The 14087-nt window shown below is 53.3% G+C and carries 8 protein-coding genes and 2 pseudogenes; 5 read left to right on the top strand and 5 right to left on the bottom strand.

The genetic code is table 11. From position 1 onward, the window contains the following. Positions 1–126: 126 nt before the first annotated feature. The 3 genes and pseudogenes from H924_RS12180 to H924_RS12175 all read left to right on the top strand — a co-directional run. A pseudogene (locus H924_RS12180) lies at positions 127–3760 on the top strand (beta-ketoacyl synthase N-terminal-like domain-containing protein); the annotation flags it as partial. A gap of 95 nt (positions 3761–3855) precedes the next feature. Next, a pseudogene (locus H924_RS14815) lies at positions 3856–4950 on the top strand (alpha/beta fold hydrolase); the annotation flags it as partial. A gap of 20 nt (positions 4951–4970) precedes the next feature. Then, a complete protein-coding gene (locus H924_RS12175) occupies positions 4971–6521 on the top strand; it encodes an acyl-CoA carboxylase subunit beta (RefSeq protein ID WP_015652263.1) in 1551 nt (516 codons plus the stop codon). 401 nt (positions 6522–6922) lie between these two features. Here the strand turns inward: H924_RS12175 and H924_RS12170 are convergent, their stop codons facing one another. From H924_RS12170 to trmB, 5 genes are read right to left on the bottom strand one after another with little or no spacing between them, the layout of a single operon-like run. Next, complete coding sequence (locus tag H924_RS12170) at positions 6923–7288, bottom strand: DUF3054 domain-containing protein (protein WP_015652262.1); 366 nt, start codon at positions 7286–7288, stop codon at positions 6923–6925. Next, positions 7285–8367 carry a lysylphosphatidylglycerol synthase transmembrane domain-containing protein gene (locus tag H924_RS12165; protein ID WP_015652261.1) on the bottom strand — a complete coding sequence of 361 codons (1083 nt, stop codon included), beginning with the start codon at positions 8365–8367 and terminating at the stop codon, positions 7285–7287. The genes H924_RS12170 and H924_RS12165 overlap by 4 nt, the downstream gene beginning before the upstream one ends. A 4-nt stretch (positions 8368–8371) precedes the next feature. Next, the gene (locus H924_RS12160; RefSeq protein ID WP_015652260.1) at positions 8372–10672 is read right to left on the bottom strand and encodes an MMPL family transporter; all 2301 of its coding nucleotides are present in this window, start codon (positions 10670–10672) and stop codon (positions 8372–8374) included. Between the two features lie 7 nt (positions 10673–10679). Beyond that, complete coding sequence (locus H924_RS12155; RefSeq protein WP_015652259.1) at positions 10680–11366, bottom strand: NYN domain-containing protein; 687 nt, start codon at positions 11364–11366, stop codon at positions 10680–10682. Further along, complete coding sequence (gene trmB, locus H924_RS12150) at positions 11366–12133, bottom strand: tRNA (guanosine(46)-N7)-methyltransferase TrmB (protein WP_015652258.1); 768 nt, start codon at positions 12131–12133, stop codon at positions 11366–11368. Before trmB ends, H924_RS12155 begins: the two co-directional genes overlap by 1 nt. 399 nt (positions 12134–12532) lie before the next feature. On the opposite strand from trmB, the gene H924_RS12145 reads away from it, so the two are divergent. Both H924_RS12145 and H924_RS12140 read left to right on the top strand, forming a co-directional pair. Continuing rightward, positions 12533–13681: a hypothetical protein gene (locus H924_RS12145; RefSeq protein WP_015652257.1), complete on the top strand. Its 1149-nt coding sequence runs from the start codon at positions 12533–12535 to the stop codon at positions 13679–13681. Positions 13682–13683: 2 nt separating this feature from the next. Further along, positions 13684–14076, top strand: coding sequence for a hypothetical protein (locus H924_RS12140; RefSeq protein ID WP_015652256.1), 393 nt, complete (start codon positions 13684–13686; stop codon positions 14074–14076). Positions 14077–14087: the final 11 nt, after the last annotated feature.

Here is a 14087-nt window from a genome sequence, read left to right as displayed (position 1 = left end):
TTAGAGGCAGGGGCGATATAGGTCTGGATATTCCTTTTTTATTGAGGTTTCCCAACCTTAAAAAATGTGGAAAATTAAAAGTAATAAAGTCAAAATCAATCGATGTGAAAGGCTGAGGCCATCAATATGGAACAGAGCCAATCGTCGGAACAAAAGATGACCGTAGACCAGGTTCGCACCTGGCTCCGCAACTGGGTTATTCGCACTACTGGACTTCCTGAGGAAGAAGTAACGGATGACAAAGCTTTGGAGAACTTCGGCCTTTCCTCCCGCGATGTTGTTGTGCTGTCCGGTGAACTAGAAAACCTCCTAGACATCACCCTGGACGCCACCATTGCATATGAGTACCCGACGATTCGTGGCCTGGCGCAACGCATTGTTGATGGTGAGCCTGAGCGTTCCAACGTTAAACGTCAGCTCAACTTCACCGAAATCAATGATTCCCCTGGCACCCACGATATTGCCGTCGTTGGTATGGCTGCCCGTTTCCCCGGTGCAGAAAACCTCGACGAGATGTGGAAGCTGCTTGTTGAAGGCCGCGATGGCATCAGCGAGCTCCCCATCGGACGCTGGTCTGAATACTCCGGCGATGAAGTTATGGCCCGCAAAATGGAAGAATTCTCCACCATCGGTGGTTACCTTCCAGATATCGCCAGCTTTGATGCTGAGTTCTTCGGACTTTCCCCGCTAGAAGCAGCCAATATGGATCCGCAGCAGCGCATCCTTTTGGAACTTACGTGGGAAGCCTTAGAAACCGCTCGCATCGCACCGAATAGCCTGCGTGGCGAGGCAGTCGGTGTATTTATCGGCTCCTCCAACAATGACTACGGCATGATGATCGCAGCAGATCCAGCCGAGGCACACCCTTATGCACTAACCGGTACCTCCAGCGCAGTCGTGGCAAACCGCATTAACTATGCCTTTGACTTCCGCGGCCCATCTGTCAACGTAGATACCGCATGTTCTTCGTCCCTAGTTGCAGTACATCAGGCAGTTCGTGCCCTACGCGCAGGCGATGCCGATCATGCCATCGCTGGTGGCGTGAACATCCTGGCTTCTCCTTTTGTTACCACCGCCTTTGCTGAACTTGGTGTGATTAGCCCCAGTGGCAAGATCCATGCTTTCTCTGATGATGCCGATGGTTTTGTCCGCTCCGATGGAGCTGGCGTTGTAGTGCTTAAGCGTGTGGAAGATGCCATCAAGGACGGCGATGAAATCCTCGCCGTCATTAAGGGTTCCGCAGTTAACTCTGACGGACACTCCAATGGCCTGACCGCACCAAACCCTGAGGCACAGATTGATGTGCTGCAGCGTGCTTATATGGATGCCCGCGTTGATCCCACCACCGTGGATTATGTGGAAGCTCATGGCACTGGCACCATCTTGGGTGATCCTATTGAGGCCACCGCTTTGGGTGCAGTGCTGGGACAAGGCCGCGACCAGTCCGCTCCTACACTTTTGGGTTCTGCAAAGACTAACTTTGGCCACACTGAATCTGCCGCCGGTATTGCAGGTGTTATCAAGGTGATTTTGGCTATGCAGCACAAGACCCTGCCACCAACCGTGAACTTCACTGAGCCAAACCGCTATATTGATTTTGATGCTGAGCGATTGGAAGTTGTAGAAGATCCACGCGAATGGCCAGAATATAACGGCTACCCAGTAGCTGGTGTCTCTGGCTTCGGCTTCGGCGGCACCAACGCTCACGTAGTAATGAGCGCCTACAACCCTGATGAATATGAGGTGCGTGCTCCACAGGCAGCGCAGCTTGCTGACCAGCAGGTAGCCCTGCAGGTGTCGGGCCACCTGCCATCGAGGCGTCGACAAGCAGCAGCGGACTTGGCGGACTTCCTGGAAGGCCGCTCCGAGGATGACCTCATCCCTGTTGCGCGTGCATTGGCCAACCGCAACCACGGCCGCTCCCGTGCCGTAGTGCTCGCCAACACCGTGGAAGAAGCGGTTAAACGCTTGCGCCAAGTTGCAGACGGCAAGGTCAGCGTCGGTATCGTGGCAGCTGATGCCCCTGCATCACAGGGTCCCGTATTTGTTTACTCCGGCTTTGGCTCCCAGCACCGCCTGATGATCAAGGAATTGTGCTCCCTCTCCACCCAATTCCGCGAGCGCATGGAAGAACTTGATGAGATGGTTAAGTTCGAATCCGGCTGGTCCATCATGGAATTGGTGCTCGATGATGAACAAACCTATGACACCGAAACTGCACAGGTTGCCATCACCGCCATCCAGATTGCCCTGACTGACTTCCTGGCCAGCTTCGGTATTAAGCCAGCAGCTGTCATGGGTATGTCCATGGGCGAAATCGCTGCAGCTTATGCAGCTGGCGGTCTAAGCGACCGCGACACCATGCTTATCGCTAGCCACCGCTCCCGTTTGATGGGTGAGGGTGAAAAGTCCCTGCCTGAGGACCAGCTCGGTGCCATGGCAGTGGTGGAATTCGCCTCTGCAGACCTGGATGCTTTCATTGCCGAAAACCCTGAGTACCAGGGCATTGAGCCTGCTGTTTATGCAGGTCCAGGCATGACCACCGTGGGTGGCCCCCGTGAAGCAGTAGTTAAATTTGTGGAGAAGCTGGAGGCGGAAAATAAATTTGCCCGCCTGCTAAATGTTAAGGGTGCAGGCCACACCTCTGCAGTGGAACCATTGCTCGGTGAGCTGGCTGCTGAAATCGCTGGCATTGAGCCACAGCCTTTGCAGATCCCACTATTTAGCTCTGTTGACCAAGGCGTAACCTACCGCCCAGGTGAAGTTGTGCACGACGCTGACTACATGCTGCGTTGCACCCGACAGTCGGTGTACTTCCAGGATTCCACTGAAGCTGCCTTTGCTGCTGGCTTCAACACCCTGGTGGAAATCTCACCAAACCCAGTTGCACTCATGGGCATGATGAACACTGCTTTCAGTGTGGGCAAACCAGATGCACAGCTGCTCTTCGCGCTAAAGCGCAAGGTACCCGAGACTGAATCCCTGCGTGAGCTGTTGGCAAAGCTATATGTTAATGGCGCACCAGTTGACTTCACCCTGCTTTATGGTGAGGGCAAGATCATTGATCCGCCACATATCACCTGGAAGCATCAGCGTTTCTGGACCTCCGCACGCCCATCCTCCGGTGCATCTTTGGATCTGCCAGGATTCCGCGTCAACCTGCCAAATAACTCTGTAGCTTTTAGCACTGCAGCTGAGCTTGCGCCTTCTGCCATTGCGATTATGGAAGCTGCCGCCATGGCAGTGCTGCCAGGATCTTCCCTGGACGCTGTTGACGAACGTGACCAGCTGCCTCCAAGCGGCGAGATCACCACCATCGTCAACCGCACCTTGGGTGGTTTGAGCCTGAGCGTGTACAAGGTTATCGGTGGCAACACCAGCTTGGTTGCTGAAGGCTTTGCTGCCTCCGCTGGTTTCTCCGCATCCGCTCCAGCTTTTGAAGCTTCAGCTTATGACGCTAATCAGCCGGATCCGCTCTCTGATATTCCACTTGATGTGGAAGCAGTGCGTTGGGATCCAGCCGTGGAAACTGTGGAGCAGCGTATGCGCACCATCGTTTCCGAGGCTATGGGTTATGACGTAGATGACCTCCCACGCGAGCTTCCACTGATTGACCTCGGCCTTGATTCCCTCATGGGCATGCGCATTAAAAACCGCATCGAAAATGACTTCCAGATCCCACCGCTGCAGGTCCAAGCCCTGCGCGATGCTTCCGTGGCTGACGTTGTCACTCTCGTAGAGGACCTGGTTGCTGGCCGTTCTGCCGAGACGCTTGTCGACGCCGCCCCAGCTCCGGAGACCGCCACCGCCCCAGCGGAGGCTGCGGCTTCTGACGCTGATGCTGATGCTGATGCTGGTGCGCAGGGCGTGGGCGTCGCCCCACGAGATGCCTCCGAACGCCTTGTTTTTGCAACCTGGGCCGGACTGACTGGCGCAGCTGCTGCCGGTATTACCAGCACCTTGCCAAAGATTGATGTGGATACCGCAACTGCAATTGCAGAGCGTCTAACCGAGCGTTCCAGCGTGGAAATCAGCACCGAGCAAGTCTTGGCTGCTGAAACCCTCGAGCCTTTGTCTGACCTGGTCCGCGAAGGCCTAGAGACTGAGGTTGAAGGCAATATCCGCGTGCTGCGTGCGCGCCCAGAAGGTTCCCAAAAGCCTGCTGTGTTTATGTTCCACCCAGCCGGTGGCTCCTCCGTGGTTTACCAGCCATTGATGCGCCGTCTGCCAGCCGATGTGCCAGTGTATGGCGTGGAGCGTCTGGAAGGTGAACTTAAGGATCGTGCCGCAGAGTACGTCAAGGACATCATCACTTACTCCGATGGACTGCCAGTTGTTTTGGGTGGTTGGAGCTTTGGTGGCGCCGTGGCCTATGAAGTTGCGCACCAGTTGGTTGATACTGACGTTGAGGTTGCAACCATCGCGCTGCTAGACACCGTGCAGGCAGCACAGCCAGCCGAGGACACCCCAGAAGAAACCCGTGCTCGTTGGGAGCGTTATTCCAGCTTTGCCAAGAAGACCTATGGTCTGGAATTTGAGGTTCCTTATGAGCTGCTAGATTCCATGGGCGAAGACGGCATGCTCACCATGATGGGTGAATTCCTGGCTAATACCGATGCTTCCCAGCATGGTCTTTCTGCCGGTGTGCTTGAGCACCAGCGTGCGTCTTTTGTGGACAACCGTATCCTGGCTAAACTGAGTTTTGCTGAGTGGGCAGATGTTGATGCACCTGTCATGTTGTTCCGCGCGGAACGTATGCATGATGGCGCCATTGAATTGGAGCCAAGCTATGCCCACATTGATCACGATGGTGGTTGGTCAGATATCGTTGATGATTTGGAAATTATTCAGCTTAAGGGTGACCACCTAGCGGTCGTCGACGAACCGGAGATCGGCAAAGTTGGCGCTCACTTGAGCCGTCGCATTGAAGAGATTTCCCGGAAGAATTAGGAACGGAAAGCTGAGGGAAGTTGAGTAACACCACTACTGCAGAGAAGCTCGCGGATCTGCGCGCTCGTCTGGAGATTGCTAAAGATCCAGGTAGCGAACGCGCACGCAAAAAGCGTGATGATGAGGGACGCACCACCCCTCGTCAGCGCATTAATTCCTTGCTCGATGCAGGTTCATTCGTGGAAATCGGCGCTTTGGGCCGTACCCCGAATGATCCCGACGCTCCCTATTCCGATGGTGTAGTTACTGGTTATGGCCGTATCGACGGTCGCCCAGTAGTCATCTACGCACACGATAAAACTGTCTACGGTGGTTCCGTGGGCGAGACCTTCGGCCGCAAGGTCAGTGAAGTTATGAATATGGCCATTCGGATTGGCTGCCCTGTGGTGGGTATCCAGGACTCCGGTGGCGCACGTATTCAAGATGCAGTGACCTCATTGGCCATGTATTCCGAAATTGCGCGCCGCCAGCTGCCGCTTTCAGGACATAGCCCACAGATTTCCGTGATGCTGGGCAAGTCTGCTGGTGGCGCCGTGTATGCTCCGGTTACCACTGACTTTGTTATCGGTGTGGCTGGTGAAACCGAAATGTATGTCACCGGACCTGCCGTTATTAAAGAGGTCACCGGTGAGGAAATCACCTCCGCTGACCTTGGTGGCGCCGTCCAGCAAATGCAAAATGGCAATATTTCTTATCTGGCTGCCAGTGAGGAAGAAGCCTTGAGCATGGTTAAGGATCTACTCGAGTACCTGCCTTTGACCTGCAAGGATCCAGCACCAGTTTTTGCTGCCCCCACAGATGAGGAGATTGCATATGATGCATCCCTCAACTCCTTCATGACCGATGACACCAACCAGGGTTATGACATGTTGGATCTTTTGGAGCAGCTTTTTGATGATGAAAACCTGCTAGAAATCCAGGCTGAGTTTGCACCCAACCTCATTACTGCCTTTGCCCGTGTTGATGGCAAAGCAGTAGGTGTGGTGGCAAACCAACCTATGGATAAGGCTGGTTGCATCGACGCTGATGCTGCTGACAAGGGCGCGCGCTTTATTCGTATCTGCGATGCCTACAACATTCCGCTGTTCTTTATTGTGGATACCCCGGGCTACCTGCCTGGTGTTGATCAGGAAAAGGTCGGACTGATTCACCGCGGTGCCAAGCTCGCCTTCGCTGTGGTGGAAGCATCAGTGCCAAAGATTTCCCTCATCGTGCGTAAGGCTTATGGCGGAGCTTATGCCGTCATGGGTTCTAAGAACCTCAGTGGTGACCTCAACTTTGCGTGGCCTACTGCGCAGATCGCCGTGATGGGTTCAGCCGCTGCGGTGGTGTTGATCCAGGGCAAGCAGCTGGAGGCAGCGCCACCAGAGCAGCGCGGTTATATGAAGAAGTTGTTCATGGACTTCTATGATGAGAACATGACCAGCCCTTATGTGGCTGCTGAGCGTGGATACATCGACGCCATGATTGAGCCAGCGGAAACTCGTTTGGTATTGCGTAAAGCTTTGCGTCAATTGGAGAACAAAACCGTGGTGGATTTGGAGAAAAAACACACCATCATGCCAATGTAATCCCGTAGGGTGGGGGAGAACATTCGCTGATCTAAGGAGAACATTATGTCCACTGTGATCGCAGTTCTGTTAGGGCTAGACATTTTTGGAGCAATTCTTCCCTATATTCAAGGGTTGCTTAGCTACTAGCAAGACTTAACCCGTGGCCTTGAAGTTTAAGGCCACGGGTTTTTCTATACCCAAAAATAATTGCTGACATAGCTTTAAATTATTGTTATCCTGAACCTAACATTCGCAGACCTAAGGAGTACATCATGTTATCTACTGCTTTGCTTGTCGCTTTTATTCTGGATTTCCTCGGCTTGATCCCACCACTGGAATCCTTCATCCCTGCTTACTAAGCACCCAAAAAGCCCGTGACCTTGGATATCAAGGTCACGGGCTTATTTTTATGGAGACTCTTAGCGGGAAATAACTTTAAAGAGTGCACGCCAACCCAAAACCAAAATGGCAGAAGCTGTGGTGGCCACGATCATAAATGACCAGTGGGGGACCGCGCCGTTATTAAAGCCCCAGATGGTCAAACCAATCACCACGGCAAAAGCCCATACGCTTAAGCCCGCCGGACGGATCCTTTCACTGGCCAATTTAGCCGGCAGAATAATCACCAAATAAGCGATAAAAACGCCTGCTAGGAAGGGGAGCCAGGTAAAAAACCAGCCGTGGAGGTTAAGGGGCATCTCTGCACTTTGGTGGGCCACCCTGGCAAACAGGGCAAAGAGACCGATGGCGATGGCATCAATGGTTAAAGACGTCCAGCGGTTCACGAGTTCGGCCTTTCAGAATGTGCAGAGGAAGACTGTGCGTCCATGGTATCGCTTTCTGCGGGGTTATCCTCATTAAGCTCAATGCCCTTGGGGGTGAAATAGATAAAATAGATGACCCATCCCACCAGCGCCATGAGGATAAAGGAACACAAGCGGTAGATGATGACGGCACCTGCAGCATGCACCGCTGTCATACCGGTTGCCACCAACGCTGCGATATACGCCGCTTCAATCGGGCCAATTCCGCCTGGGGTCGCTTGCAATGAGCCCGCAATTTTAGCGGTGGTATAGGCCAAGAGCACACCCGCGATGGTGGTGTTATTTTCCTGCGCATCCCAAAATGGGGCTGAGCCGGTCACCGCCCAAATGCAAATCCACAAAGAGAAGGCGTCGAGAAGCCTATTAACCAGTGACCACGCCGCAGCGACCGCAAACCGGGGCCCACTGAGGGTTACGGTGCGGAGCTGCTCAATCTGGTCTAAGAGCTTGTCGACGACTCCGTGCTTGCGGTTTCTGCTTAACTTGCGCACCCAGTGCGCCAAGATATCAGGATTTTTGGAAGCCCAAAAAACCAGGACCGAGAGGCCAACCATGCCTAAAAGGCTTAAGATAAGCGACCACAAATTGAGTGAAGCGCCCATATAAAACACGGCAATAAGGCCCAGTGCTACCAACCACACCGTGGACAAAGCACTGGAAAGTAAGAAGAACCAGGAACATAACACCACGCTGGCGCCCCAGCTACGCTGCACTTTAAAAGTCAAAATGGCGGAAAACGCAGCACCACCGGGTAGTGTGGCAGACCAAGAATTAGAGGCAAATGTCAGCGCAGTGGCTGCTTTGAGGCTGGTTGGGGTGCCGCCAGCATCCAACATAATTTGCATCACGCGAGCCATCGCCACAAAGGAAAATACCAAGCTCACAATAGTTAAAACGATGCCGGTGGGATGCGCATGGTGGATTTGTTGTAATCCAGTTTTAAGGAAATCCAGTTGATCGCGCAGAAAATACAATAGCGCCCCCAGGATCGCCAGGGACAGCGCCCAACGAACCCAGGGGTTAGCTAAAATTTCGCGCATTTAACTAATCGCGCTCCTTGCGATTTTCCAGCTTTGCCATCAGCTCAGCAAAGGAGATGAGTTCCTCATCTTCCTGGGTGCTGCGGCCGCTGCGAGATGCCACAGTTTCAGCTGCAGGCACTGCTTCATGAATGGCCACATCAGTGGGCTCTGCTGCTGGGGTAACAGCTGGAGCGACCTCTGAGCCATGGCCCATTACGGCATAAGCCTTCTTAATAAAGCCAGGTGCCCACCAGTTATCCTCGCGCAGCAGGTGCATAACTGCTGGAACCAACAGCATACGAATGATAGTGGCATCCAAAATCAACGCTGCGATCATACCGAAGGCGATGTACTTCATCATGACGATTTCAGAGAAGCCAAAGGCTCCACAAACCACAATCATGATCAACGCGGCAGCGGTAATAATCGAGCCGGTATGGGCAGTGCCATAGCGGATTGCATCATCGGTGGACTCGCCCTTATCACGGGCTTCCACCATGCGGGAGACCAAAAAGACCTCATAGTCTGTGGATAGACCGTAAATAATGGCCATGATCAGCACCAAAACGGGGCTCATCAATGGTCCAGCCGAGTAGTTGAGTAGGCCTGCGCCAACACCATCCACAAACATTAGGGTCAAAATGCCCAAGGTGGCACCCATACCCAAGATGGTCATAATGATGGCCTTGGCTGGCAAAATAATCGAGCCAAAAACCAGCGACATCAAAATGAAGGTGGCAAGCACAATATAAATTGCCATCCACGGTAGTTTCTCCAGCAACGCTTCAATGGATTCAATTTCCATTGCTGGGGTACCACCGATGTAGACGTTCACTCCTTCTGGCACGGTGATCTCACGGAGCTGATTAACCACCTGCCCATTAACGGAACGGTCTTGAATACCTGCGGAAAGCACGGTGGTGCCGTCCTCAGTGGTGGCTCCGGCGCTAAAACGTCCGGTGAGTCCTTCAACCGCATTGGCTTGCACGTAGATATCGATGAGCTGATTATTATCCGCCCCGGTGACCACGAGCTTTACTGGTTCAGTGCGGAAAGTGGGGAAGGCCTCGTCGAAATGCTCTTGGGCAACGCGGGTGTCATTGGCTGGAGGTAGGTAAGTCTCGTTGATGCCACCAAATTTCACGCCGCTCAGCGGAATAGTGAGGGCGAGCAGCAGCAATACAATAGCCACGGTGAGCGCCTTGGCATGGCGCATGGCCCATGCAGGGATGCGGAACCAGATGGTATCTTCCAGCTTGCGGGCGGTGCGCGAGGTACGGCGCAAGCTCCATTTATCAATCTTAGTGCCGAGTAGGCCAAAGATTGATGGCAAGACGGTGACAGACATCAGTGCTGCCAAGCCCACGGCAGAGATCGCGCCGAAGGCTACGGACTTGAGGAAGGCCTGGGGGAAGACAAAAAGTCCAGATAGCGCCACGGCAACCATCGCTGCCGAGAACACCACTGTTTTACCTGCGGTGGCAGTGGTGGTGGCAACTGCCTGTTGTACCGGAGTGCCCTTGTCCATTTCCTCGCGGAATCGCGAGACCATAAACAAGCCATAATCGATAGCCAGGCCCAAGCCCAGCAGTGTGACCACAGATTGAGCGAAGACGTTGACCTGGGTAAATCCAGCCAAAATGGACAAAATGCCCAAAGATCCCAGAATGGACAAAATGCCCACAATGAGTGGCATGGTGGCGGCTACAACTGAACCAAAAACGATGAGCAACAGCACTGCAACAAAAGGCAAGGCAAAAACTTCGGCGCGTTTAATATCGCCAGCCATGCCTTCATCGAGGGCATCTGCCACCGCGGTGGCACCGGCTACCTCAGTGGTAATTCCGCCGGGAAGGGACTCTGGGTGGAGTTGATCCTCAATGGCGCGGAAATCTTTAAGAGTTTGTTCTCCATCACCTTTAAGGCCAAGAGCTGCAAAGGTCTGAGTACGGTCGGCGCTGAGCAGATTCTGGTTGCGGGTATCAAAATAACTATTGATATGGCTGACCTCGTCGGGGTTATTGGCTATAAGCCCGTCGAGGTAATCAGAAAGACCTGCAAAAACTTCCGGGTCATCAAAGGTGGTGCCAGCAGGAGCGGTAAAAAGCAAGACGACGTCGCCGTTGTTGTCCCTGCCAAAAGTCTCCGCCTCAATGGAGGAAGCCACGGTTGAGTCTGATCCGGGATCATCCCAACCTTCTTGGCTCATGCGATCGCCTAGTTTGAGCCCGAACGCCACATAAAGCGCCAAAATAGCGAGGATGATAAACAGCGGAACAATACGCCTATGGCGATAGGCAAAATGGCCCCATCTCGAAAACACGGGTGCTTTACTCCTGAGGATTGTGGCGGTTGGACAAAAGTGCAGTCAAAGGACGGAAAGGCTGGAGCCATGCGCCGTTATCCGGCAGGTTATCCAGGCTGACACGTGGCAACGGCTCCCGGAATACACCCGGGATTTCTTCCAAGTCCACAAATTCAATGTGCTCATGAGCAACTGCCCAAGAGGCATGCTCATGGAAACCAATAACAGTGGCTGGAATGCCTTCTGCGACCAACTCTTCGAGAGTTTCGCGGAAGTTCTGGCCATCGGCACTGGCAACGATTACACCACGCAAGACACCCTCATTATGGCGACGCTTGATGTGGGCGATCATGTCTGGATCGACATCGGAATCTTCGCCGATTTTCGGCTTGGCAAAGACCGCAAAACCTACGTTACGCAGGGCTTCTACCCAAGGACGAACAACGTCAGCGCCACCTGGGGTGATATTGGCAAAGACCGTGGCCTCAGGTTCAATGTGGCGGCCCAACTCATGGGCGCGCTTGCCAGCACGAGCTAGCAGCCAGCGACCAATGGCATCAAAACGGGGGCGGTAGGCAGCTGTGGGGCGGCCACCGAGGATCGCACCCAGTCCCATATCTAGGTTGGGGGCATCCCAGACCAAAAGCAGGTTTTCTGGGCCTGCTTGATCAGTTGGGTTGTAGCTATGAATGATCTCGTGGACATCAGTCATTAGTTTTGAACCTTCTGCCACAGATATTCGTTGATGACATGGTCTTTTTCTAGACCCTTGCCCTCAAACTTGGTGATGACCTGACGGTCGGTGAGCTGTGGGCATTCTGCCCAAGGCCAGCCCTTGTATTCCAACAAAGGCTCAACGTTGACAAGCTCATTGATCCACTCTGCATAGTCGGCGTGGTCGGTTGCCACATGCAGCACTCCGCCTGGTTTGAGCTTCTTAGCAAAGAGGTTCAAAGGACCAGATTGGATGATGCGACGCTTGTTGTGGCGAGCCTTAGGCCAAGGATCCGGGAAGTAAACGCGGATACCGTCGAGGGATTCATCGGCGAACATGCGGTTAAGAACCTCAATGCCATCACCGCGCACCATGCGGATATTGTCAATGCCACCGCGCACCACAGAGCCCATGAGCTTGGCCAAACCTGGCTTGTACAACTCAACGGCAACGATGTTGGTATCAGCTTCCAGCGGGGCCATAGCTGCAGTGGAGGTGCCGGTACCGGAGCCAATTTCCACAATGGTGCGAGCGCCGCTGCGACCAAACCAGCTATCTAGGTCAATGAGCTCATCTTCGAGGATGCGACCAAGTTCTGGCCACTTTTCATCCCACATGGTTTGCTGGTTTTCGGTGAGGGTACCGCGACGGAAAGTGACGCTACCTAGACGTGGGTAGTCCAGGTCATTATCAAAATCGGATTGGAGGGGACGGCCAGCTGGCAGTTCACCCAGTTGATCTCGGGAATTATCAGAAATAGACATTAGTGGTTATTTTTCCTGTTTAGATGTAAAACTTCAATATTGTGCGATTATGCATGGACTTTGCCAGTCTGCAGGCTTAAAGAATCTTCCAACAAAAGATATGAGGATTTCCCTCGATGCTGGGAGCAGTGCTGCCAAAGCCAAAAGATGTCGGCATATAAGACTGACCTAAAAATGAAATCCTGGCAACTTTCCCATTTTTCAAGGTAGATGGGAGTTGCGCTTATGGATTAATCCTACAGTTTGGACTCTAATATGTCTGTTGTGCTGCGCACACATCGAAGTTATCCACAGAGGCAGTTGCGCAGTTGCTAACTCTAGGGTTCGATGGTGTTTAAGCTTTAAAAGCTGCGCAGGGGGATGGGGATCTTCGCAAAATTAGTGTCTAGGGGTGGGCATATGGGAACAGCGGTTCCTGCAGTTTTTCTCAAAGCCGCGGCGTGGGCGGAAAGTCAGCCTTTGAGCGATCCGGCAGCACGTGCGGTGCAACAGGTTTTATTTCAGCTCACGGGTCCGCCTCGCATTGGGGTGTGCACCTTAGATGCTGCGGTTGATATTTCCATTCCAGGCGCGGTGATGGTGCGAACTACTTGGCCCGCGGTGGGTTCGGGTGCCGATGTGGTGCTGTTGGTGCACCCCGGCGAGCTTAGCGGCCGGGTCCGTTCGCGGATGCGATTTGGCCCCCAACTTTTTGTGCATATAGAAGATAAGGACAAGCTCTCAAATTACACAGTTGAAATTTCCGAGCTCATTAAAGTCCGGGAACGCCTGCTAATTGGTGAGTTACAGGCATTATCCCGACTGTTTCCCCAGCTCACACCTGGTATTTTAGTGTCACGCCAACCGGTGGCAGAAATTCCGCGGGTGGCAGTCATCGGTCCAGATATGCAGGCCGTTGCGCTGCTGCGTACACAGCTTGCACCCCACGTTGAGCTCAGTGATTCCGCCGGGGTTGACGTTGTGGTTGCGGTTGCTGGGCCCACAGGTTTTTTGCTTGTCGACGCCCCCATCTTGCAGGACGCTTGGCACCGCGTGGGCCGACTGGTTGTGTGCTCGCCTCTGCCCGTTGGTGTGTGCCCAGGTGCGGTTCCTGCTGGCTCGGACATCGTGGAAACCGTGTTAAAGCTGGCACGAATGCCAATTAAAGAGCAATTCCCCCAAGTGCCGAGCGGACGGTGGGATCAAGTGGTGGCGCGCTGGGAGCGAAAAGATGATTTAGAATTCCAAAAATTTCGCCTGCATAATGATCGCGAGGGGGTGCGTAGGCGGTGGAATATAGCTTTTCCAGGTGAGCCAAGAATTGCTACACAAGTGCTTATCATGGCAGCCTTTGCAATTCTTGTTACAACTTTACTTCGCTTAGATTCGCTGCCTTTGGTACTGCTTATGGTGTTCATCCAAGTGCTTAATGCACGGCGTAGCAAAGTGACGAAATGGTGGAATCAGGCCCAAAAAATGCTTCAACTAGATATAACCAGTAGAACCGCAGGGGATAAATTGGGGCCAATGAAGTGGTTGCGTCAACAGCGTTTGGATAGTGAAAAGTAACAATGAAGTACACATGGCTAAACGGACTTGGGGAATTATTGGCGGATGCCGTAGGGGTGCCCGGCGGCCTAGCCCTGGAATTTGAGGGAAGCTTCCTTGAGATAGGGGATGTGGGGGAGGAATCTGTCACCTTCAGCAGCGAGAAAGGGATTACCATTCTCGCTGATCTGGACGGGGATGGAGTTGTAGACCGCATAAGCATGCATAGTTTTTCGGGTACTTATGAGGTGTGGGCTACACAAATGCCGGAAAATGATTGGGGTTTAGCGCAAAATGACATTAATGAGCGCTCTGAAACATGGGGGCTAGTGCCCGAATCTACCCCCGAAAAGGGGCAGTCAAACGGGAATTTTACTCACAATAAAAGTCTATGGATGCGTGTGGACAGGGGGTAAGTGCACTGGTA

It is taken from the genome of Corynebacterium callunae DSM 20147 (assembly GCF_000344785.1).
Taxonomy (GTDB): domain Bacteria; phylum Actinomycetota; class Actinomycetes; order Mycobacteriales; family Mycobacteriaceae; genus Corynebacterium; species Corynebacterium callunae.
This window is presented reverse-complemented; position numbering and strand designations above follow the sequence as displayed.

Bases quoted from the DNA above. Each gene is read 5' to 3' on its own strand.
- H924_RS12140 (WP_015652256.1), top strand. From the start codon at position 13,684: ATGAAGTACACATGGCTAAACGGACTTGGGGAATTATTGGCGGATGCC.
- H924_RS12155 (WP_015652259.1), bottom strand. From the start codon at position 11,366: ATGACTGATGTCCACGAGATCATTCATAGCTACAACCCAACTGATCAA.
- trmB (WP_015652258.1), bottom strand. From the start codon at position 12,133: ATGTCTATTTCTGATAATTCCCGAGATCAACTGGGTGAACTGCCAGCT.
- H924_RS12145 (WP_015652257.1), top strand. From the start codon at position 12,533: ATGGGAACAGCGGTTCCTGCAGTTTTTCTCAAAGCCGCGGCGTGGGCG.
- H924_RS12165 (WP_015652261.1), bottom strand. From the start codon at position 8,367: ATGCGCGAAATTTTAGCTAACCCCTGGGTTCGTTGGGCGCTGTCCCTG.